The following is a 21,154-nucleotide window of genomic DNA, read 5'->3' on the forward strand; positions in this document are numbered from 1 at the left end:
ATTGGGCGGCGTTCCAGTGTCGTGGAAGTTTAGCAGAGCGTTTTTTCTTCGATGAATTTATTGACGCAATTCATCAGGTCTTGTGCCGTTGGCTGTGCCAAGGCTTGCGCTGCCAACGCCTTCACATCTTCGAAATTCGTGTTACGAATAATTTTCTTGATGCGCGGGATTGAAATCGCACTCATGCTGAACTCATCCAGCCCCATGCCCAATAACAACAGTGTAGCACGCTCATCGCCAGCCAGTTCGCCGCACATGCCGGTCCACTTGCCTTCTGCGTGAGATGCATCAATAACCTGTTTGATCAGGCTAAGTACTGATGGGGACATCGGGTTATAGAGATGAGAAATCAGCTCGTTGCCGCGATCTACCGCCAGAGTATACTGGGTTAGATCGTTTGTCCCAATACTAAAGAAGTCGACTTCTTTCGCCAGGTGGTGAGCGATGACCGCCGCAGCCGGTGTTTCCACCATCACGCCCACCTCGATGCTCTCGTCAAACGCTTTGCCTTCTTCGCGCAGCTGCGCCTTCAGCGTCTCGATTTCGCCTTTCAGATCGCGCACTTCTTCCACGGAGATGATCATCGGGAACATGATGCGCAGTTTGCCGAACGCCGAGGCGCGCAGGATGGCGCGCAGCTGGGCGTGCAGGATTTCACGGCGGTCCATCGCGATGCGGATGGCGCGCCAGCCGAGGAACGGGTTCTCTTCCTTCGGCAGGTTCATGTACGGCAGGTCTTTGTCGCCGCCGATGTCCATGGTGCGGACGATCACGGCCTGCGAGCCCATGGCTTCCGCCACGGCTTTATAAGCCTGGAACTGCTCGTCTTCGGTCGGCAGCGAGTCACGGTCCATGAACAGGAATTCGGTACGATACAGGCCGACGCCTTCCGCGCCGTTGCGCTCTGCACCCGCGACGTCGCGCACGGTGCCGATGTTGGCGCAGACTTCAACCTGATGGCCGTCCAGCGTAATCGCCGGCAGGTCCTTCAGCTTGGCCAGATCGTTTTTCTCGGTGATGTATTGGTTCTGGGCGGCTTTCAGCTGATCGATAACGTCAGCGGTCGGGTTAACGTAAATTTTGTTGTTAACCGCATCCAGAATCAGGTAGTCGTCGTTTTTCACCTGCTTGGTCACGTCGCTGGTACCGACGATCGCCGGCAGCTCCAGGGAGCGCGCCATGATAGAGGTGTGGGAGGTGCGGCCGCCGAGATCGGTAATGAAGCCCAGCACTTTGTCCAGGTTCAGCTGCGCGGTCTCTGACGGGGTCAGATCGGTGGCCACCAGGATCACTTCGTCCTGAATGGAGCCCAGATCGACGATCGGCATGCCCAGAATGTTCTGCAGCAGGCGCTTGCCGATGTCGCGCACGTCGGCGGCGCGCTCTTTCAGGTATTCGTCGTCCAGCTCTTCCAGCGCTTTCGCCTGACCTTCGATCACGGTGTAGGCGGCGGCGTCTGCGGAGGCCAGATCGTCTTTGATTAGGGCTATGATTTCCTGCTCAAGCTCTTCGTCTTCCAGCAACATGATGTGGCCTTCGAAGATAGCTTCCTTCTCTTCGCCGAAGGTTTCGCCAGCTTTGGTCTTGATCGCTTCCAGCTGTTCGGACGCTTTCGCGCGGCCGGCCAGAAAACGCGAGACTTCCTGCTCTACTTGATCAGCAGAGATTTTTTTCCGGTTGATGACGATGTCGTCTTCTTTCAGCAAGAGAGCCTTACCAAAAGCGATGCCCGGTGATACTAAAATGCCTGAAATCATAACCCTACCTTACTCTTGACTGGTGTTAACTAAAAAGACGGGCCGATTACTCAAGCTCTGCCATCAGTTTTACCAAGTGCTCAACGGCTTTCTGCTCGTCTTCACCTTCAGCTGAGATGGTCACTACGGTCCCTTGAGTCAGCCCCAGAGTTTGCAGTTTGAACAGGCTTTTAGCGCTGGCGCTTTTGCCGTTGGAGGTCACGGTGATGTCAGACGTGAAGCCTTTGGCTTCTTTAACGAACTGAGCGGCAGGGCGAGTATGCAGACCATTCGGAGCGGTAATAGTAACTTCTTGCTGGAACATTGATGTTTCCCCAACTTATTGGATTAATGTTGTGGAGCTAAAGTTTAGCCCAGGGGCCTGACTTTAGCTTGTCTGGTTATAGCGCCTGACTATGGACAGGGGCGAACGTTGATGCAACAGAAAACGACGCGTTAGGCACTTCAGATCAAAAAACTCGGCTTTAGACGTCGTTCCAATCCGCTCCCCATTATGCCCGATTCGACGCGTCGGCGACAGATGAGTAAATCGATTCAGCCTTGACCGGGCTCGGGGGGTTATTAATTTTGCGCATCGAAATAATGCACCGTTAAATACTAAAGCCGACGGGCAAAAGCAATCTTGGACTGCTATAAAGTTTGATCCAGTCCACAAAAAAGCACCCCGCAGGGTGCTTTTTTAGCGATTTGTGCAGTGGCGGAATTACTGCTGCAATTCTTGCTCAGTGAACAGATCCGCGAACAGCGCGGTGCTCAGATAACGCTCACCGGAAGAGGGCAGGATCACCACGATGGTCTTGTCGGCGAACGCCGGTTCTTCGGCCAGTTTCACCGCCGCCACGACCGCAGCGCCGGAGGAGATGCCTGCCAGGATGCCTTCTTCGTCCATCAGGCGACGCGCCATGCTGATGGCTTCGTCGTTGGACACTTTCTCGACGCGATCCACCAGGTCCAGATCGAGGTTGCCTGGAATGAAGCCGGCGCCGATGCCCTGGATCTTGTGCGGACCCGGTTTCAGCTCTTCACCGGCCAGCGCCTGGCTGATGACCGGCGAGTCGGTCGGCTCGACCGCCACGGTGGTGATGGCCTTGCCTTTGGTGTTCTTGATGTAGCGGCTGACCCCGGTCAGGGTGCCGCCGGTGCCAACGCCGGAGATGAACACGTCGACGTCGCCGTCGGTGTCTTCCCAGATTTCCGGGCCGGTGGTTTTTTCATGGATGGCCGGGTTGGCCGGGTTGCTGAACTGCTGCAGGATCAGATAACGGTTCGGATCGGTGGCGACGATCTCTTCGGCTTTGGCGATGGCGCCTTTCATGCCTTTCGCCCCTTCGGTCAGCACCAGATTGGCGCCCAGCGCCTTGAGCAGCTTGCGGCGCTCGATGCTCATGGTTTCCGGCATGGTCAGCGTCAGCTTGTAACCGCGCGCGGCGGCAACGAAGGCCAGCGCGATGCCGGTGTTGCCGCTGGTCGGCTCCACCAGTTCTTTGCCGGCGGTCAGCACGCCGCGTTGTTCCGCATCCCAAATCATATTGGCACCGATGCGACATTTGACGCTGAAGCTCGGGTTGCGTGATTCAACCTTGGCCAGAATGCGTCCGTTGCCGATACGGTTCAGACGAACCAGCGGCGTATGGCCGATTGTTAATGAGTTGTCTTCATATATCTTGCTCATAGCCCGTCCTTTAACTCTATGAAAATGTGGGGAACATCGAAAGCATACGCTAACAGTACCGGCAGGGAAGTAAAGAATTGGTATATCTATATGTTATTAGGAAATAAGTTTTAAGCACAATGATAAGGGCGCGAAATGCGCGCCCTGTCGAAAATTCCCGCGCTATCAGCGGTAAAAAACGGCGGTTATCGGACGAATTGCGAGCGGTAGCGATCGACCCACATCGCGGTGGCGCCGCAGACGGCGACCGGCAGGATCACCAGATTGAGGATCGGGATCATGGTGAACAGGCTGACCAGCGCGCCGAACTGCAGGTTGTCGGTTTTGTGCTGGCGCAAGGCGCGGCGCATGTCGGCAAAGCTCACCTTGTGGTTGTCGAACGGGTAGTCGCAATACTGGATCGCCAGCATCCAGGCGCTGAACAGGAACCACAGCACCGGCGCCACCGTTTGGCCGATGCCGGGCACGAAGTACAGCGCCAGCAGCAGCAGCGCGCGCGGCAGGTAATACATCAGCTTGCGCCATTCGCGCGCCATGATGCGCGGCAGATCTTTGGCGATGCCGAGCAGGCCGGTGTCCGGCAGCGGTTTGCCGGTCAGGCTGCCTTCGAGCTGCTCGGCCAGCAGGCCGCAGAACGGCGCGGCGATGAGGTTGGTGAGGGTGCTGAACAGATAGCTGAACACCAGCAGCACCGAAATGACCGCCAGCGGCCACAGCAGGTAGCTCAACCATTGCAGCCAGTCGGGAACGTGGCTCATCATCGCCGGGATCCAATCGCCGAGCCGGCTGAACAGCCACCAGAAAGCGGAACCCATCAGCAGCACGTTGACCAGCAACGGCAGGACCACATAGCGTTTAATCCCCGGGCGCGAAATCAGGCGCCAGCCTTCGGCGAAATAGTGAATGCCGCTGGTTGAGCGGGCAGGGGGCTGCGTATAGGACATATCTTAAGTTATCTCGTTGTCTGAACAGGCATCATTATCATATAGGGATGATTTTCCACTGGCTAGGGTAGGGTTGGCTGAAAAACCAGCAGAAAAAGGCAGTATAATCATCTTTATTGGCATAAAGTTCAGCACGGACTTGCACTTGTGTGCGCGGGCAAATAGAGTTAAAGAGTGAATGTTTGCCGCGGTGGCAATGTATTGGAACAACAGAGATAGCAATGATGCAGGATTTGCGTCTGATATTAATCGTTGTTGGCGCGATCGCCATAATAGCGCTGTTATTGCACGGTCTGTGGACCAGTCGCAAAGAACGGTCAGCGCTCTTCCGCGATCGCCCAGCCAAACGTTCCCAAAAGGAACGTGAACAAACTCCGATCGACGATCTCGAAGAAGGCGTCGGTGAGGTGCGCGTACGCGCCGCTCACCCGCAAGACGAGCCGTCATTCGGCCATTTCGATGCCGCACGCGAAGAACCCGTGGCCGCGCCGAAGCCCGCTCCGGCGGCTGCGCCAGCGCCCCACGCCGTTCAGCCGGCTGCCCATCAGACGCCGCCTCCGCTGTCTCAGCGGCCGGAGTATGATGACATCCTGCTGAACAACTACGCGCCGGACGAAGAACAGGCCGAACCGCAGCAACCGCAACCGGCCGTGCGCCGTGAGCCGCGCGTCGACGATCTGCCGCATGAACATGAGGCGCCGCAGGGGGCGGAACCGGCATTCCACGCCGAGCCAGCCCCAGTGCAGCAAACGCCGGAAGTGAAGCCTGCGCCGGAACCTGCACCGCAGCCGGCGGCCGCGCCAATTCAGGCTAAACTGAAAGAGACTGTGCTGGTGCTGCACGTCACGGCCCACCAGGGCGGCGTGATCGGCGGCGAAGTGCTGCTGCAGAGCGTGTTGCAGGCCGGCTTCCAGTTTGGCGAGATGGGCATCTTCCACCGTCATATCAGCCCGGCCGGCAGCGGCCCGGTGCTGTTCAGCCTGGCGAACATGGTCAAGCCGGGATCGTTCGATCCTGACATGATGTCCGATTTCTCCACGCCGGGCGTGTCGATGTTCATGATGGTGCCGTCTTACGGCGACGCCAATCAGAACTTCAAGCTGATGCTGCAGTCGGCACAGCGTATCGCCGACGACGTGGGCGGCGTGGTGCTGGACGACGAGCGCCGCATGATGACGCCGCAGAAGCTGGAAACCTACAAAGCGCGTATCCGTGAAGTGTTGGAAAACAACGCCTGACCGGGTTGCCGCGCGCACTGAACATCCGTAACAACAAAGCCCCCGCTAGCCGGGGGTTTTTTATCTTTGATGGTGAGCCATGGAATCGATAATCCAACAAATCAATCAACTACGAGCCACACTGCGCCATCATGAATACCAGTATCATGTGCTGGATGCGCCGGAAGTGCCGGATGCGGAATATGACCGCCTGATGCGCGAACTGCGCGAGCTGGAGAGCGCGCATCCGGAGTGGGTCACCGCCGATTCACCGACCCAGCGAGTGGGCGCGGCGCCGCTGGCGGCGTTCGACCAGGTGCGTCACGAAGTGCCGATGCTGTCGCTGGATAACGTGTTCGACGAAGAAAGCTTCCTGGCGTTTTACAAGCGCGTGCAGGATCGGCTCAAGAGCAGCGATCCGCTGATCTTCTGCTGCGAGCTGAAGCTGGACGGCCTGGCGGTCAGCCTGCTGTACGAAGACGGCGAGCTGGTGCGCGCGGCGACGCGCGGCGACGGTACCACCGGCGAGAACATCACCACCAACGTGCGCACCATTCGCGCCATCCCGCTGCGCCTGACCGGCGACAACATCCCGCGCCGGCTGGAAGTGCGCGGTGAAGTGTTCATGCCGCAGGCCGGTTTTGAACAGATGAACGAAGAGGCGAGGCGCAAAGACGGCAAGGTGTTCGCCAACCCGCGCAACGCCGCCGCCGGTTCGCTGCGCCAGCTCGATCCGCGCATTGCCGCCAAACGCCCGCTGACCTTCTTCTGTTACGGCGTCGGCCTGCTGGAAGGCGGTGAGTTGCCGCGCAGCCATTTTGAGCGCCTGATGCAGTTCAAGGCCTGGGGCCTGCCGGTCAGCGATCGCGCCCAGCGCCGCACCGGCAGCGAAGAAGTGCTGGCGTTTTATCGCCAGGTCGAGCAGGACCGGGCACAGCTCGGCTTCGACATCGACGGCGTGGTGATCAAGATTGACGACATCGATCTGCAGGAAACGCTGGGCTTTGTGGCGCGTGCGCCGCGTTGGGCGACGGCATTCAAATTCCCGGCGCAGGAGCAGATCACCGTGGTGCGCGAAGTAGAGTTTCAGGTTGGCCGCACCGGCGCGATTACCCCGGTGGCGCGCCTTGAGCCGGTGCTGGTAGCCGGGGTGACCGTCAGCAACGCCACCTTGCACAACGCCGATGAAATTGAGCGTCTGGGGCTGCGCATCGGCGATACGGTGATCGTGCGCCGCGCCGGCGACGTCATCCCGCAGGTGGTGGGGGTGCTGGAAGACCGCCGGCCACAGGATGCGCGCGAAGTGGTGTTCCCGCTGCACTGCCCGGTGTGCGGCTCCGACGTTGAGCGCGTGGAAGGCGAGGCGGTAGCGCGCTGCACCGGCGGTCTTATCTGCGGCGCGCAGCGCAAAGAGGCGTTGAAGCACTTCGTTTCCCGCCGCGCGCTGGACGTCGAAGGCATGGGCGACAAGATCATCGAGCAGTTGGTGGACAAAGAGTACGTGAAGAATCCGGCCGATCTGTTCCGCTTGTCCGCCGGCATGCTGACCGGTCTGGATCGCATGGGGCCGAAATCGGCGCAGAACCTGGTCAACGCGCTGGAGAAATCCAAGCAGACCACCTTTGCCCGTTTCCTGTATGCGCTCGGCATTCGCGAGGTCGGCGAGGCGACCGCCGCCAACCTGGCGGCGCATTTCGGATCGCTCGAGAAGCTGTTCGCCGCCGATATCGAAGCGCTGAAAGAGGTGCCGGACGTCGGCGAAGTGGTGGCCAAACACACCCGCAATTTCCTCGATGAAGCGCTCAATCAGCAGGTGATCAACGAGCTGGTGGGCGCCGAGATCGGCATCCACTGGCCGGCGCCGGTGGTGGTGGTCGCCGAAGAGATAGACAGCCCGTTCGCCGGCAAAACCGTGGTACTGACCGGCTCGCTGAGTCAGCTGTCGCGCGACGAGGCCAAAGATCGCCTGACGGCGCTGGGCGCCAAGGTCAGCGGCAGCGTGTCGAAGAAAACCGATTTGGTGATCGCCGGCGAAGCGGCCGGCTCCAAGCTGGTGAAGGCGCAGGAGCTGGGTATCGCCGTGATCGACGAAGCGGAAATGATCCGCCTGCTGGGTGACTGATGGAAAAGGAAAACCTGCTGGAGATCGCCAATACCGTGATGCCGTTCGGCAAGTACCAGGGGCGGGTGCTGATCGATCTGCCCGAAGAGTACCTGCTGTGGTTCGCCCGCAAGGGCGAATTCCCCAAAGGCAAGCTCGGCATGCTGATGGAGATGACGCTGGCGATTAAAATCGAAGGGCTTGACCACCTGGTCAAGCCGCTGAAGAAAAGCTGAACTGACGGGCCTTGGCCCGTCTTTTTTTTACCCGCGCGACGCCTGCGCGTTGGCGTTGGGCACCGCCTGTTGCGCCCGCTGCTTACGCTGATACCTTTTCGCCAGCACCGCACAGGTCATCAGTTGCACCTGATGGAACACCATCAGCGGCAGCACCATGATCCCTACCGTCGCCGCCGGGAACAGGATATTGGCCATCGGAATGCCGTTCGCCAGGCTTTTCTTCGAACCGCAGAACACGATGGTGATCTCGTCCGCCTTGCTGAACCCCAGCCAGCGCGCCATGTAGGTGTTCACCACCAGCACGATCGCCAGCAGCACGATGCTGCCGCCGACGATAAACGCCAGCGAACCGATCCCCACCTGATGCCAGATGCCGTGCGTGACCGCCTCGCTGAAGGCGGCGTACACCACCAGCAGAATCGAGGTCTGGTCGGTTTTGCCGATCAGCGGGCGATGGCGCTCGATCCAGCCGCCGATCAGCGGCCGCAGCAGGTGGCCGGCGACGAACGGCACCAGCAGCTGCAGCACGATCGAGCCCACCTGCCGCAGGCTACCGGTATCGCCGTGCACGTTCATCAGCAGGCCGACCAACAGCGGCGACACGAAGATCCCCAGCAGGCTGGATGCAGACGCGCTGCACACCGCTGCCGCCACGTTGCCGCCCGCCAGCGAGGTGAAGGCGATGGCCGACTGCACGGTGGCGGGCAGGATGCACAGGTAGATGAAACCGGCGTACAGCTCGGGGCTGACGTCGATCGGCGCCCACCAGGCGAACAGCATCCCCAGCGCCGGAAAAATGATGAAGGTGCTGAACATCACCCACAGATGCAGCCGCCAGTTATTGCTGCCGGCCAGGATGGCCTCGCGCGACAGCTTGGCGCCGTGCATGAAAAACAGCAGGGCGATGGCGGCGATGGTCAGGGCGTTGAGCCAGCCGACGAACTCGCCGCGAGCCGGCAGGAACGACGCCAGCAGCACGGTGGCGATCAGCGTCAGGGTAAAACGATCGGGCAGGAATCTCATGGCGATGCGCTCGGGTAGAAAATCGATGGGGCTATTCTCCCGCGTGAGCATATAATAATTAAATTGATTTATTTAATTCATCTATGAATAAAACACATGAATTACTCACTCAAACAGCTGCGGGTGTTCGTCGCCATCGCCCGCCACGGCAGCTTCAGCCGCGCCGGCGAGGCGATCGGCCTGACGCAATCGGCGGTCAGCCACAGCGTGAAAGAGCTGGAGGCGGAGGTCGGCGTGCGCCTGCTGGATCGCACCACGCGTGAAGTGGTGTTGACCGACGCCGGCCTGCGGCTGGCCAACCGGGTCGAACGGCTGCTGGACGAGCTGCAGGCCGCTTTGCTGGATGCGCGCAGCTTTGGCGTACAGCGCAGCGGCACGGTGCGGGTGGCGACGAGCCAGACCATTTCCGCCCATCTGATGCCGCAGTGCATCGCCGCCGGCGAACGCGAATACCCGGAGATCCGCATCATGCTGCGCGATCAGGCGCAGCAGCAGGTGTTGCACAGCGTGCGCAACGCCGAGGTGGATTTCGGCATCGTGGTCGATCCGGTGCAGGCGGTGGATCTGGAGTGCGAAGCGGTGCTGCATGAACCGTTCCTGCTGCTGTGCCGCGACGATCACCCGTTTGCTGCGCAGCAAGAGGTGCGTTGGTCGGCGTTAAACGGCTGCCGTCTGGTGTTGCAGGATTACGCGTCGGGCAGCCGGCCGCTGATCGACAGCGCGCTGAGACAGCAGGGCGTCGAGGCGCAGGTGGTGCAGGAAATCGGCCATCCGGCGACGCTGTTCCCGATGGTGGCGGAGGGGATCGGCATCAGCATTTTCCCGGCGTTGGCGCTGCCGTTGCCGGAAGGGGGGCGGCTTCGGGTACGGCGGCTGGTGCCGGAGATCAACCGCGCACTGATGCTGGTACGGCGCAAGAATCGCTCGCTGACGCCGGCGGCGGAGGCCATCTGGCAGGTGGCGCGTCAGCAGGCGGCGCTGCTGCACCAGCGCCGGCAGGAAAACGCGGAATATTGAGTCAGATATAGACGTCCACCGCGTTGAGCGGCGTTGGGCGGTTTACGCCGTCGCCGGCTTGCGCTGCGGCTTTTGCCATCTGCTCCTGCTGCTGCTTTTCCATTTCTTCTTTCTGGATGCGCGCGATCTCGGCCTGCAACATCTTGATCTGCGCTTCGATCAGCTGTTTCTGTTTTTCGATCTCTTTGGGGTCGGCGCTGGAGTCCTTCAGCTCCACCAGCTTTTGCTGCAGCGCCTGAATCTGCCGGTTCAGCGCCTTGATGCGCACCGAGGCGCGGCTTTCGTTGAGGTTAGCCGGTTCTTCATTGCCGTTGGCGCGTTCGTTTTTCTCCATCTTGCCGCCTTGCGGCTGGTTGTTGACCGGTTTGGCCATCAGCAATTCGCCCTGATGGCCCGGCGCGCTGAAGACGTTGCTTACGCCGGGAACGGTATTTTTGATCGGTACTATCATGGTGATGGTGGTCGACATGGATGCTCTCCCTGAGTCGGTATATCGCTGATCAGGGTATCGGCAGCGGCGGCTAAATCTTTACCTGCCGCAGACGCGGCCAGCGCAACAGCCAGCCTTTGTCGAGCACGCGCTGGGCATAGGCCGCGCGATCGCCGTTCTTCACGTTGAAGGTAATGGTGTCGTCGAACAGCGCCGCGAGCCCGAAGGGGGCCACCAGGGTGATGCTGTCGTCGGCGTTCAGGCGCGCGCCGATCGCCGTTTCCACTTCGGTCCAGAAGCTGATGGCCTCTTCGCTGTTGCGGTAGGGCGCCCGGCCGCCGCGCAGGTGCATACGCGCCTGGTTCTTGACCGACCACGGCTGCGGCAGCCACTGTTGCAGCCGCGCCTCCAGCATGCGATCGCGTTCGGCGTCCGCGCGCTGCGCATCGAAGTGGATCACGTCGATATCGTTGAGCGGCGTGGGCTCCCTATAGCCGTGGCGCCGATCCCACACCAGGTTGCGTACGAAGCCGGCGCCGAGGCACCAGTCATTCAGGCCGAGCCGGCGCACGGTGCGCAGGGCGGCCATGCGCGCGTTATCTTGTTGCAGCCAGTCGATAATTTGCCGTTGCGGATCCATCACCCCTCCTGTTTTCGCGGCTACTGTAACCCGAAGCGACGGCGGGTGAAATGGGGAGAGGCGTGATGGCGGCGATCGCGTGCAAAATAATTTTCTTTTCCCACTGACTACACTTGATGCAGGGCTGTTATCTCGTCACTCGGGGCAAGGGAGGGGGCTATGTATCAGGCAACGGTGGGCCAACGCGGCTATCGCTTTGGCGATCTGCGTCAGCTGATGGCGAAGGCTTCGCCTGCGCGTTCCGGCGATTATCTGGCGGAGGTGGCGGCGCAAAGCGCCGAAGAGCGTATGGCGGCGCGCATCGCGCTGGCGGATTTGCCGCTCAAGGCGTTCCTGCAGCAGGCGCTGGTGCCGTATGAGCAGGACGAGGTGACGCGCCTGATTATCGACGGCCACGATGCCGCCGCTTTTGAGCCCATCTCGCACCTCACGGTCGGCGATTTTCGCGACTGGCTGCTGAGCGAGCAGGCCGACAGCGCCATGCTGGCGCAGGTGGCGGCCGGCATCACGCCGGAGATGGCGGCGGCGGTGAGCAAGATCATGCGCAATCAGGATCTGATCCTGGTGGCGAAGAAGTGCCGGGTAGTGACGCGCTTTCGTAATACGATTGGTCTGCCGGGCCACCTCAGCGTGCGGCTGCAGCCCAATCACCCGACCGACAGTCTGCAGGGTATCGCCGCCAGCATGCTGGACGGTCTGCTGTACGGCAGCGGCGACGCGGTGGTCGGCATCAACCCGGCCAGCGACAGCTTGCCGCTGCTGGAAAAGCTCAACTACATGCTGGACGACGTGATCCAGCGTTTCGCCATTCCCACTCAATCCTGCGTGCTGACCCACGTGACCAACACGCTGCGGCTGATGGAGCGCGGCGCGCCGGTGGATCTGGTGTTTCAGTCGATCGCCGGCACTGAAGCGGCCAATCGCGGTTTCGGCATTAATCTGGCGCTGCTGACGGAGGCGCAGCAGGCGGCGCTGAGCCTCAAGCGCGGCACGCTGGGCGACAACGTGATGTATTTCGAAACCGGGCAGGGCAGCTGCCTGTCGGCCAACGCCCATCACGGCGTCGATCAGCAAACCTGCGAGGCGCGCGCTTATGCGGTGGCGCGCCATTTTTCACCGCTGCTGATCAACACCGTGGTGGGGTTTATCGGCCCCGAATACCTGTATGACGGCAAACAAATTATCCGCGCCGGGCTGGAGGACCACTTCTGCGGCAAGCTGCTTGGCCTGCCGCTGGGTTGCGACGTCTGCTACACCAACCATGCCGAAGCCGATCAGGACGATATGGACACGCTGCTGACGCTGTTGGCCGCCGCCGGGTTGACGTTCCTGATCGGCGTGCCGGGCGCGGACGACATCATGCTCAACTACCAAAGCACCTCGTTCCATGACGCGCTCTATATCCGCGAGCTGCTGGGGCTGAAGCATGCGCCGGAGTTCGCCGCCTGGCTGGCGGCGATGAACATTACCGACGAACGCGGGCGGCTGCGCGACGCTGCCGCCAATCATCCGCTGTTGCTGGCGCTGCAGGGAGAACGCACATGAGCAAATCGGTTCACGTCAACAGCTGGGACGCGCTGCGCGCCTTTACCGATGCGCGCATCGCGCTGGGGCGCACCGGCGCCAGCCTGCCGACCGACGAGCTGCTGCGCTTCGGCCTGGCTCACGCCCAGGCGCGCGACGCGGTGCATCAGCCTTTCGACAGCGAGCGGCTGGCGGCGGATCTGCACGATGCCGGTTGGCCCACGCTGGCGGTACACAGCCAGGCCGCCGACCGCGCCGCCTACCTGCGTCGACCGGATTTGGGGCGGCGATTGGCGCCGGATAGCCGCAGCCTGCTGCTTGGTTTACCGCCGCGCCGCGTCGATCTGCTGCTGGCGGTGGCGGACGGCCTCTCCTCCAAGGCGGTGCACCGCCAGGCGCTGCCGCTGCTGCAGGCGCTGCGGCCCTATCTCGATGCGCTGGGGCTGACCGTGGCACCGGTGGTGCTGGCGCATCAGGCGCGGGTGGCGCTGGGGGATGAGATCGGTGAATGCCTGCAGGCTCGGGCGGTGGCAGTTCTGATCGGCGAACGGCCGGGGCTGTCGTCGCCGGACAGCCTGGGCGTCTATTTGACCTGGGGACCGAACGCGCGCAGAACGGACGCCGAGCGCAACTGTATTTCCAACGTGCGGCCCGAGGGGCTGGATTACCCGCAGGCAGCGTTCCGCCTGGCCTGGCTGCTGGAACAGGCGTTCCAGCGGCGGCTGAGCGGCATCGAGCTGAAGGACGAGAGCGACAACCCGGCCCTGCACGGCCGGGTGACGCCGCTTTACCCCCAGTTGGGCGGCTGACCGATGGTTTGCTGCAGCAGGGCGGTGAAGGCCGCCAGCCGGGCGGACACCTTCGCCATCGGGCGCAGCAGATAGATGCCTTGCTGCTCATGGCGCGGATCTTCCAGCATCTGCACTAGCTGCCCGTGCTGCACGTCCGGCCCCACTACCCAGTTGGGCAGAAAGGCGATGCCGAGCCCGAGCAGCGCGGCCTGACGCTGCGCGGTGAAGTCGTCGCAGCGCAGCGCCATGGTGCAGCGGCTCATCAGCGCCGCGTCGAGGATTTGCGCCCAGCAGGCCGGCTGCTGCTTGTGGTAGCGGGCGATCAGCCGATGCTGTGGCAGCGCTTCCAGATCGGCCGGCAGGCCATAGCGGGCGACGTAGGCGGGGCTGGCGCACATTACCCAGCGTTGGGTGGCGATGCGGCTGGCGTACAGCGCACTGTCCTTCTGCTCGCCGATGCGGATGGCGGCGTCGAGCCGTTCCTGCGTCGGATCGGTCAGGCGTTCGGTCAGATCGAGGTCGACCCACAGCTGCGGATAGCGTTCTGCCAGCGTCGGCAGCAGCGGCAGCACATAGGTTTTGCCGAACGTTGGCAGGCAGCTGATGCGCAGCGTGCCCTGCGGCGTTTCGTTCAGCGCGCTCAGCTCGGCGCGAAGGCCGGTAATGTCCGTCATCAGCGCGGTGGCGCGCGTCAGCAGCAGCTCGCCGGCGTCGGTCAGCAGCAGGCCACGGGTGGAGCGCACGAACAGTGCGGCGCCGAGCGCGCTTTCCAAGGCGTCGATGTGGCGCACCAGCGAGGAGGGCACCATGCCCAGCCGGCGCGCGGCGGCGGAAAAGCTGCCCAGGCGGGCCACGTCGAGAAAAATTGGCAGATGTTCTACATAGCGGGCGTCATTCATTTTTGCATTATATGCAAAAGCGTTTCTTATGAATACCCGCTTCTCTGCCGACGGCGCGGCGGCTACTCTGGCTGCGGGTTGACGACGGGCTTCAACGCCGCCTTATCCCGGCCGTATAGAGAGAAAACGCATAAACCTCGCGGCGCTTAGCACTAAATAACAGATGTTTTTCCCAGGCTGCGCGAGCCGCCTGCGGAGTTGATTGTCGCTCCAACACCAGATTAACCGTTCAATTTGATATCCGACCCAGCATTAATGATTAGTGAGTCTTTACTTTTGCTCATCATGCTGTTGACTCTGGATATCGGCCGGCCAGCCGTGCCGGTTTTTTTGTCGCCTCAGGCTGAATCGTTCCAACTGATGAACGTGCCTTGGGGGGCATCTTGGCCCGCCGTCGGTGGGTCTTTTGAACGCGCGGAACCGCGATCCCGCGCTGGTGGAGGAGTTAGTCATGAACGAAAAACACGGGTGTTCCTGTGCGCGCCATTTGGCGCAGGGTTTTGCCAGGCAGTCGATCAACGCCGGGGAGGGCGAAATCTATCAAATCTCGCTGATGAGCGCGCTCATCGACGGGGTCTACGAGGGCGAAACCACCATTGCCGAGTTGCTCAAACACGGCAACTTCGGCCTCGGCACCTTCAATCATCTGGACGGTGAACTGATCGCTTTCGATCGGGAAATACACCAGCTGCGCGCCGACGGCAGCGCCCGGCCGGCCGGCCTGCAACAGAAAACCCCCTTTGCCGTCGTCACCTTTTTCCAGCCCAGCGTCAGCCAGCAATTCGACCGGCCGATCACCAAGGCACAGCTGCACCAGTGCATCGACGAACAGGTCGCCTCGCCGAACCTGTTTTGCGCGGTACGGGTTGACGGCGAGTTCAGCCATGTGGAAACCCGCACCGTGCCGCGCCAGGAGCGGCCCTACCGCCCGATGCTGGAAGCGATAGAAGAGCAGCCGACCTTCTCGTTCCACCAGCGGCGCGGCACGCTGGTCGGCTTCCGCTCGCCGGATTACATGCAGGGCATCGGCGTGGCCGGCTATCACGAACACTTCGTTACTGACGACCGCAGCGGCGGCGGCCACGTACTGGACTACCAGCTCGATCATGGCCGTTTGCAGTTCGGCGTCATCACGCGTCTCAATCTTCAGTTGCCGCATGATGCGGATTTCTTGCGCGCCAACCTCTGCCCAGAGGATTTGGACCGCGCGATTCGTTCCGCCGAGGGCTAACCCCGGCGATTGTTTTCTTAGGAGGTGGAACCATGGCACAGGAAAAAACAGGCAATGACTGGCAATGCGGCGCCGATTTGGTGGTGAAAAACCTGGAAGCGCAGGGCGTCAAACACGTTTTCGGCATTCCGGGCGCCAAGATCGACCGGGTGTTCGACTCGCTGGAGGACGCGCCATCGATCGAAACGGTGGTGGTGCGGCATGAGGCCAACGCGGCCTTTATGGCGGCGGCGGTCGGCCGCCTGACCGGCAAGGCCGGGGTGGCGCTGGTCACCTCCGGGCCGGGCAGCTCCAACCTGATCACCGGGCTGGCTACCGCCACCTCGGAAGGGGACGCGGTGGTGGCCTTCGGCGGGGCGGTGAAGCGCGCCGACAGCCTGAAGCAGACGCACCAGAGCATGGATACCGTCAGCATGTTCCGGCCGGTGACCAAGTATTGCGCCGAAGTGCATGCCGGTTCGGCGATTTCCGAGGTGATCGCCAACGCCTTTCGACGCGCCGAGTTCGGCCGGCCGGGGGCGTCGTTCGTCAGCCTGCCGATGGATATCGTCAATGAACCGGTCAGCGCGCCGGTGCTGGCCGGCTGCCGCTTGCCACGCATGGGAGCCGCCGCGGCAGACGACATTCAGGCGGCGGTGAAACTGATCCGCCAGGCCAAATGCCCGGTCTTGCTGCTCGGCCTGCAGGCCAGCCGGCCGGAGAACAGCGAGGCGGTGCGCCATCTGCTGTACCGCACCCATATGCCGGTGGTCGGCACCTATCAGGCGGCGGGGGTGATCGACGTCAACCACTTCGCCCGTTTCGCCGGCCGCGTCGGCCTGTTCAACAACCAGCCGGCCGATCAGCTGCTGCAGAAGGCCGATCTGGTGGTGAGCGTCGGCTATGATCCGATCGAATACGATCCCTGCATGTGGAACAGCCACGGGCGACTGAAGTTGGTGCACATCGACGTGCTGCCGGCGGATATCGATACCTGCTATCGGCCGGACGTCGAGCTGGTGGGCAATATCAGCGCCACGCTGAACATGATGACCGAAGCATTCAATGAGGCGGTCTGTGTGCCGCCGGAGGTGGAGCTGATCCTCTCCGATCTCGGCCGCCAGCGCACTGAGCTGGCGGAGCGCGCCGCCCGCCGCGGCGGCATGCCGATCCACCCGCTGCGCATCGTCAAGGAGCTGCAGGACATCGTCAGCGACGACGTGACGCTGTGCGTGGACATGGGCAGTTTCCATATCTGGATCGCCCGCTATCTTTACAGCTTCCGTGCCCGTCAGCTGTTGATCTCCAACGGCCAGCAAACCATGGGGGTGGCATTGCCGTGGGCCATCGGTGCGGCGCTGGTGCGCCCCGGCGACAAGGTGGTGTCTATCTCCGGTGACGGTGGCTTCATGCAGTCGAGCATGGAGCTGGAGACCGCGGTGCGGCTGAAAAACAACATCGTGCACGTCATCTGGGTCGATAACGCCTACAACATGGTGGAAATGCAGGAAGTGAACAAATACCAGCGCAAGTCCGGCGTGGAGTTCGGGCCGATTGACTTCAAGGCCTACGCGGAATCCTGCGGCGCGGTCGGTTTCGCCGTGCAGTCGGTGGACGATCTGCGGCCGATGCTGCGCAAGGCGATGGCGATCCAGGGGCCGGTAGTGGTGGCCATCCCGGTCGACTATGCCGACAACTATAAGCTGATGGCGCAGATGAACTTCAGCCAGATGATTTAATTTCATCATCATCGTGCCGTTTCACCGGGGCAGGCCGCTTGCGCGCCTGCCCGTTTTTATGCGCGGAATTTGTCCTTTACTTCGCTAACTGCATGATTTATTGCTATCCGTTGGGCTGTTTTTTCACCACTGGGGATAGCGCAATGAAAAGAAAAGCAATAACGATCGGGCTGCTGGCGTTGGCGATTGCCGGCGGCGCGCGAGCCAATACGCTGGTCTACTGTTCCGAAGGATCGCCGGAAGGCTTCAACCCGCAGCTGTTCACCTCCGGCACCACGGTAGACGCCAGTTCGGCGGCGATCTACAACCGGCTGGTGGATTTCAAACCCGGCACCGTCGAGCTGCAACCCAGCCTAGCGGAGAGCTGGGAAGTGAGCGAAGACGGCAAGCGCTATACCTTCCACCTGCGCAAGGGCGTGGCATTCCAGAGCAATAAATATTTCACGCCCACCCGCGATTTCAACGCCGATGACGTCATCTTCTCGTTTATGCGCCAGAAGGACGCCGACAACCCGTATCACAAGGTCTCCAACGGTGCCTACACCAACTTCGAGTCGATGGAGTTCGGCACGCTGATCGACCGGATCGTCAAGGTGGACGATCAGACCGTGCGCTTTGAACTCTCCCGCGCCGAGGCGCCGTTCGTCGCCGATCTGGGCATGTACTTCGCCACCATATTATCGGCGGAATATGCCGACGCGATGCTGAAGGCCGGCACGCCGCAGCGGGTGGACAACGATCCGATCGGCACCGGGCCGTTCCAGCTGGTGCAGTACCAGAAAGACGCGAAAATCCTCTACAAGGCGTTCGATCGTTACTGGGAAGGCAAACCGAAGATCGACCGGCTGGTGTTTTCGATCACGCCGGATGCGACGGTGCGTTACGCTAAGCTGCAAAAGAACGAGTGCCAGGTGATGCCGTTCCCCAACCCGGCGGATCTGGCGCGCATGCGGCAGGACGGCAACCTTCAGGTGATGGAAAAATCCGGCCTAAATATCGGCTTCCTGGCGTTCAACACCCAGAAGAAACCGTTGGATAACGTCAAGGTACGCCAGGCATTGGCGCTGGCGGTCAACAAGCCGGCGATCATCGAGGCGGTGTTCCACGGCGCCGGCCAACCGGCCAAGAACCTGCTGCCGCCGGCCCAATGGGGCAGCAACGCGCAGCTTGAAGACTACCCGTATTCGCCGGAGCGGGCGAAGCAGCTGTTGCAGGAGGCCGGGCTGGGGCAGGGGTTTGACATCGATCTGTGGGCGATGCCGGTGCAGCGGCCCTACAACCCCAACGCCAAGCGCATGGCGGAGATGATCCAGGCCGACTGGGCTAAAATCGGTGTGCGCGCCAAAATCGTCACCTTCGAGTGGGGCGAATATTTGCTGCGGATTAAAAACGGCGAGCACCAGGCCGCGCTGATGGGCTGGACCACCGCCAACGGCGATCCGGACAACTTCTTCGGCCCGCTGTTCACCTGCGCGTCGCTCGGCGGCTCCAACTCGGCGAAATGGTGCTACAAACCGTTCGACCAGCTGATCCTGCAGGCGCGCGAAGAGAACGATCATGCCAAGCGGGTGGCGATGTACCAACAGGCGCAGGTGATGATGCACGATCAGATGCCGGCGCTGATGATCGCGCACTCGACCATCTTCGAACCGGTGCGCAAGGAAGTGAAAGGCTACGAAATAGACCCGTTCGGCAAACACATCTTCAAGCAGGTGTCGCTGGAGAAATAAAGCGGGGCGCCGCATTGCCGCGGCGCCCAAAACGTTACCAGCTGTAGCTGACCGTCGCGGTGACGGTACGGCCACTGCCGTAGAAACAAGCGTCCACGCCGCCACAGGACGAAACGTAATGCTTGTCGGTCAGGTTGTTGACGTTAACCTGCAGCGCGGCGCCTGCCAGGCTCGGAGCCACTTCTCCCAATTCGTATCGCGCCATCCAGTCATACAGCGTAAAGGCCGGCACTTTGTAGGTGTTGGTCGCATCGCCTTGGCTGGCGCCGCTGTAGCGTACCCCAGCGCCGGTGGAGAGGCCTTTCAGCGGCCCTTGCAGGAAGCTGTAGGTTCCCCAGGCGGAGGCGGCGTGCGTCGGCACCATCACCAGCGTCTTGCCGCGCTGATCGTCGACATAGGTTTCTTTGGTAACGATGTCGGTATAGGTATAGGCCGCCATGAGCTCAATGGCCGGGGTGAGCTGTGAATGTACTTCGGCTTCCAGTCCTTTGGAGCGCACCTTGCCGATCTGCTCCTTATACTTGGTGACCGGGTTGGTGGAGCTGACGTTTTTCTGCGTCAGATCGAACAGCGCCAGTGTCACCAGCGTGTTGCCGTTTTTCGGCTGGAATTTCACGCCGATTTCGGTTTGTTCACCGGTGGTGGGCTTGAACGGATCGGTGCCCGGCGCGCCGGTATCGAGGTTGGGTTCAAACGATGTGCTGTAGCTGATGTACGGGGCAATGCCGTTGTCAAAGGCGTACAGCAGGCCGCTGCGGCCAGTCAGCTTGGTGTCGTTTTGCTGACTGTCGCTGGATCTCAACATGTCCTGAGTGCGTAGCTCGGTCCAATCATTGCGCAGCGACAACAATAAATTCCAACCGCCGTAGCTCATCTGATCCTGCAGATAAACGCCGAGTTGATCCAGCACCTTGCGGTTATCGGTGACCTTCGGCAATGCGCTTTCGTTGACCGGCATGCCGTAAACCGGCCGAGTCCAGTCGAGGAAATAGCCAGCGCTGTCGCCGCGCCAGTTTTGGGTATTGACCTTGCTCCACTTGTAGTCAAGGCCGGTCAACACGCTGTGCTCGACGTCGCCGGTGCTGAATTGCGCTTTCAGTTGGTTATCCAACCCCAGCTCATGGGATTTGACGATATCTTTTTGCGGACGGCGCTGCAGCAGCGTGCTGTTTTTGGCTTGCGACATGAACACCAGATATTTGTAACGTTCATCCACCGTGGTGTAACGCATGTTCTGCTGGAAAGAGAAAACGTCGTTGATATAGTGCTCGAAGATATAGCCGAACGAGGTTTGTTCGCGGCGAGCCTGATTGAAACCGGGATCGCTGACGTTGAAATCATACGGCAGATAGCCGGCGCTGCTTTTGATCGCCACGCCGGAGGTCGGCAGGAAGTTGCGGTAGCCGTTCTCCGGTTCTTTCTGGTAGCTGGTCAACAGGGTGAACGTCGTGTCTTCATTGGCGATATAGGTCAGCGCCGGTGCGATGGCGAAGCGTTTTTCCTTGTGATCTTTGATACCGGTCTCTTTGGTGCCGGCGATGCCGTTAAGGCGGTACAGCAGTTTGGCGTCCTCGTCCAATGCGCCGCCGAAGTCGAAAGCGGCCTCTCCTTGATGCAGATTGCCCGCGCTCAATTGAAGTTTGCGAATAGCCTGGACGACGGGGCGCTTGCTGGTCATCGCCACCAGCCCACCCGGGTTAGCCTGGCCGTACAGCACAGAAGCCGGGCCGCGCACCACCTCAACGCGTTCAAGCAACCAGGGATCGATCTGGCCGCTTTGATAGCTCAGGCCGTCCAGATATTTTGGGGCGTAACGAAAGCCGCGTACGATCACTTCGTCGCTGCGGTTAGAGGTGCCGCGGTATTCCGCCACGACGCCGCTGGAGTATCGCAGCGCCTGAGCAACGGAAGCCGCATCCTGTTGATCCATTTGATCGCGCGTGACGACGGTGATGGCCTGCGGCGTTTTTACCAACGGCGCGGCGCTTTTGGTTCCCGCCGCGCTTTCTTTGGCGACGATGCCCTGCAGCGGCGCGGTGACGCTTTCCTGTACGCCGGCGACGACGGTGATATCACGCTCAACGTTGTCGGTTTCGGCCTGTGCGCCCGGCACCAACAGCATGGCTGAGGTCAGCAAGAGTGTGGATGCATGTGCCTTGGCTGGGTGACGCAGAGGTTGATTAGCGGTATTTTTGGGTTGTTCTGACATTTTTCATCCCTT

The 21,154-nt window shown here is 61.2% G+C and carries 18 protein-coding genes; 9 read left to right on the forward strand and 9 right to left on the reverse strand.

Annotated features, from left to right (window positions below):
• Positions 1–29: 29 nt before the first annotated feature.
• The 4 genes from ptsI to cysZ form a co-directional block, all read right to left on the reverse strand.
• The gene (gene ptsI / locus FHU12_RS03340; RefSeq protein WP_025303782.1) at positions 30–1,757 is read right to left on the reverse strand and encodes a phosphoenolpyruvate-protein phosphotransferase PtsI; all 1,728 of its coding nucleotides are present in this window, start codon (positions 1,755–1,757) and stop codon (positions 30–32) included.
• Between the two features lie 46 nt (positions 1,758–1,803).
• Positions 1,804–2,061: a phosphocarrier protein Hpr gene (ptsH, locus tag FHU12_RS03345; RefSeq protein WP_004936458.1), complete on the reverse strand. Its 258-nt coding sequence runs from the start codon at positions 2,059–2,061 to the stop codon at positions 1,804–1,806.
• 399 nt (positions 2,062–2,460) lie between these two features.
• A complete protein-coding gene (gene cysK, locus FHU12_RS03350; RefSeq protein ID WP_141967414.1) occupies positions 2,461–3,429 on the reverse strand; it encodes a cysteine synthase A in 969 nt (322 codons plus the stop codon).
• 185 nt (positions 3,430–3,614) lie between these two features.
• A complete protein-coding gene (cysZ, locus tag FHU12_RS03355; protein WP_038881306.1) occupies positions 3,615–4,373 on the reverse strand; it encodes a sulfate transporter CysZ in 759 nt (252 codons plus the stop codon).
• A gap of 221 nt (positions 4,374–4,594) precedes the next feature.
• Here cysZ and zipA point away from each other — a divergent pair, with 221 nt between their 5' ends.
• The 3 genes from zipA (at position 4,595) to FHU12_RS03370 (ending at position 7,927) form a co-directional block, all read left to right on the forward strand.
• Positions 4,595–5,611, forward strand: coding sequence for a cell division protein ZipA (gene zipA / locus FHU12_RS03360; protein WP_141967416.1), 1,017 nt, complete (start codon positions 4,595–4,597; stop codon positions 5,609–5,611).
• Between the two features lie 79 nt (positions 5,612–5,690).
• On the forward strand, positions 5,691–7,712 hold the full coding sequence (gene ligA, locus FHU12_RS03365; protein WP_141967418.1) for an NAD-dependent DNA ligase LigA: 2,022 nt from the start codon (positions 5,691–5,693) through the stop codon (positions 7,710–7,712).
• Entirely contained in the window at positions 7,712–7,927 is a 216-nt protein-coding gene (locus FHU12_RS03370; protein WP_004936441.1) for a DUF3820 family protein, read from the forward strand. The genes ligA and FHU12_RS03370 overlap by 1 nt, the downstream gene beginning before the upstream one ends.
• A 27-nt stretch (positions 7,928–7,954) precedes the next feature.
• On the opposite strand, the gene FHU12_RS03375 is transcribed toward FHU12_RS03370, so the two are convergent.
• Entirely contained in the window at positions 7,955–8,953 is a 999-nt protein-coding gene (locus FHU12_RS03375; protein ID WP_049198403.1) for a bile acid:sodium symporter family protein, read from the reverse strand.
• Positions 8,954–9,049: 96 nt separating this feature from the next.
• On the opposite strand from FHU12_RS03375, the gene FHU12_RS03380 reads away from it, so the two are divergent.
• Positions 9,050–9,970 carry a LysR family transcriptional regulator gene (locus tag FHU12_RS03380; RefSeq protein WP_141967420.1) on the forward strand — a complete coding sequence of 307 codons (921 nt, stop codon included), beginning with the start codon at positions 9,050–9,052 and terminating at the stop codon, positions 9,968–9,970.
• A gap of 1 nt (position 9,971) precedes the next feature.
• On the opposite strand, the gene FHU12_RS03385 is transcribed toward FHU12_RS03380, so the two are convergent.
• Together FHU12_RS03385 and FHU12_RS03390 are read right to left on the reverse strand one after the other, a co-directional pair.
• Positions 9,972–10,439, reverse strand: a complete 468-nt coding sequence (locus tag FHU12_RS03385; RefSeq protein ID WP_025303776.1) for a FlxA-like family protein — start codon at positions 10,437–10,439, stop codon at positions 9,972–9,974.
• 52 nt (positions 10,440–10,491) lie between these two features.
• Positions 10,492–11,040, reverse strand: a complete 549-nt coding sequence (locus FHU12_RS03390) for a nucleotidyltransferase family protein (RefSeq protein ID WP_127146826.1) — start codon at positions 11,038–11,040, stop codon at positions 10,492–10,494.
• Positions 11,041–11,199: 159 nt separating this feature from the next.
• Here FHU12_RS03390 and FHU12_RS03395 point away from each other — a divergent pair, with 159 nt between their 5' ends.
• Complete coding sequence (locus tag FHU12_RS03395; RefSeq protein WP_141967421.1) at positions 11,200–12,585, forward strand: ethanolamine ammonia-lyase subunit EutB; 1,386 nt, start codon at positions 11,200–11,202, stop codon at positions 12,583–12,585.
• On the forward strand, positions 12,582–13,373 hold the full coding sequence (eutC, locus tag FHU12_RS03400) for an ethanolamine ammonia-lyase subunit EutC (protein ID WP_099816962.1): 792 nt from the start codon (positions 12,582–12,584) through the stop codon (positions 13,371–13,373). Before FHU12_RS03395 ends, eutC begins: the two co-directional genes overlap by 4 nt.
• Here eutC and FHU12_RS03405 read toward each other — a convergent pair.
• A complete protein-coding gene (locus FHU12_RS03405; protein ID WP_141967423.1) occupies positions 13,352–14,254 on the reverse strand; it encodes a LysR family transcriptional regulator in 903 nt (300 codons plus the stop codon). The two genes, eutC and FHU12_RS03405, sit on opposite strands and share 22 nt — an antisense overlap.
• A 451-nt stretch (positions 14,255–14,705) precedes the next feature.
• On the opposite strand from FHU12_RS03405, the gene budA reads away from it, so the two are divergent.
• The 3 genes from budA (at position 14,706) to FHU12_RS03420 (ending at position 18,933) form a co-directional block, all read left to right on the forward strand.
• Positions 14,706–15,485, forward strand: coding sequence for an acetolactate decarboxylase (gene budA / locus FHU12_RS03410; protein ID WP_049205414.1), 780 nt, complete (start codon positions 14,706–14,708; stop codon positions 15,483–15,485).
• Between the two features lie 32 nt (positions 15,486–15,517).
• Complete coding sequence (gene alsS, locus FHU12_RS03415) at positions 15,518–17,203, forward strand: acetolactate synthase AlsS (protein ID WP_049299534.1); 1,686 nt, start codon at positions 15,518–15,520, stop codon at positions 17,201–17,203.
• A gap of 143 nt (positions 17,204–17,346) precedes the next feature.
• Positions 17,347–18,933 (forward strand): ABC transporter substrate-binding protein, encoded by a 1,587-nt coding sequence (locus FHU12_RS03420; protein ID WP_141967426.1) that lies wholly within the window; start codon positions 17,347–17,349, stop codon positions 18,931–18,933.
• A 34-nt stretch (positions 18,934–18,967) separates the two neighbouring features.
• On the opposite strand, the gene FHU12_RS03425 is transcribed toward FHU12_RS03420, so the two are convergent.
• Positions 18,968–21,142, reverse strand: a complete 2,175-nt coding sequence (locus tag FHU12_RS03425; RefSeq protein ID WP_141967428.1) for a TonB-dependent siderophore receptor — start codon at positions 21,140–21,142, stop codon at positions 18,968–18,970.
• Positions 21,143–21,154: the final 12 nt, after the last annotated feature.

The sequence above is a fragment of the Serratia marcescens genome (genome assembly GCF_006715005.1).
GTDB lineage: Bacteria > Pseudomonadota > Gammaproteobacteria > Enterobacterales > Enterobacteriaceae > Serratia > Serratia montpellierensis.

Bases quoted from the DNA above. Each gene is read 5' to 3' on its own strand.
- ligA (WP_141967418.1), top strand. From the start codon at position 5,691: ATGGAATCGATAATCCAACAAATCAATCAACTACGAGCCACACTGCGC.
- FHU12_RS03385 (WP_025303776.1), bottom strand. From the start codon at position 10,439: ATGTCGACCACCATCACCATGATAGTACCGATCAAAAATACCGTTCCC.
- FHU12_RS03395 (WP_141967421.1), top strand. From the start codon at position 11,200: ATGTATCAGGCAACGGTGGGCCAACGCGGCTATCGCTTTGGCGATCTG.
- ptsI (WP_025303782.1), bottom strand. From the start codon at position 1,757: ATGATTTCAGGCATTTTAGTATCACCGGGCATCGCTTTTGGTAAGGCT.
- FHU12_RS03405 (WP_141967423.1), bottom strand. From the start codon at position 14,254: ATGAATGACGCCCGCTATGTAGAACATCTGCCAATTTTTCTCGACGTG.
- FHU12_RS03390 (WP_127146826.1), bottom strand. From the start codon at position 11,040: ATGGATCCGCAACGGCAAATTATCGACTGGCTGCAACAAGATAACGCG.
- FHU12_RS03420 (WP_141967426.1), top strand. From the start codon at position 17,347: ATGAAAAGAAAAGCAATAACGATCGGGCTGCTGGCGTTGGCGATTGCC.
- cysK (WP_141967414.1), bottom strand. From the start codon at position 3,429: ATGAGCAAGATATATGAAGACAACTCATTAACAATCGGCCATACGCCG.
- FHU12_RS03375 (WP_049198403.1), bottom strand. From the start codon at position 8,953: ATGAGATTCCTGCCCGATCGTTTTACCCTGACGCTGATCGCCACCGTG.
- cysZ (WP_038881306.1), bottom strand. From the start codon at position 4,373: ATGTCCTATACGCAGCCCCCTGCCCGCTCAACCAGCGGCATTCACTAT.
- budA (WP_049205414.1), top strand. From the start codon at position 14,706: ATGAACGAAAAACACGGGTGTTCCTGTGCGCGCCATTTGGCGCAGGGT.
- zipA (WP_141967416.1), top strand. From the start codon at position 4,595: ATGATGCAGGATTTGCGTCTGATATTAATCGTTGTTGGCGCGATCGCC.
- eutC (WP_099816962.1), top strand. From the start codon at position 12,582: ATGAGCAAATCGGTTCACGTCAACAGCTGGGACGCGCTGCGCGCCTTT.
- alsS (WP_049299534.1), top strand. From the start codon at position 15,518: ATGGCACAGGAAAAAACAGGCAATGACTGGCAATGCGGCGCCGATTTG.
- FHU12_RS03370 (WP_004936441.1), top strand. From the start codon at position 7,712: ATGGAAAAGGAAAACCTGCTGGAGATCGCCAATACCGTGATGCCGTTC.
- ptsH (WP_004936458.1), bottom strand. From the start codon at position 2,061: ATGTTCCAGCAAGAAGTTACTATTACCGCTCCGAATGGTCTGCATACT.
- FHU12_RS03425 (WP_141967428.1), bottom strand. From the start codon at position 21,142: ATGTCAGAACAACCCAAAAATACCGCTAATCAACCTCTGCGTCACCCA.
- FHU12_RS03380 (WP_141967420.1), top strand. From the start codon at position 9,050: ATGAATTACTCACTCAAACAGCTGCGGGTGTTCGTCGCCATCGCCCGC.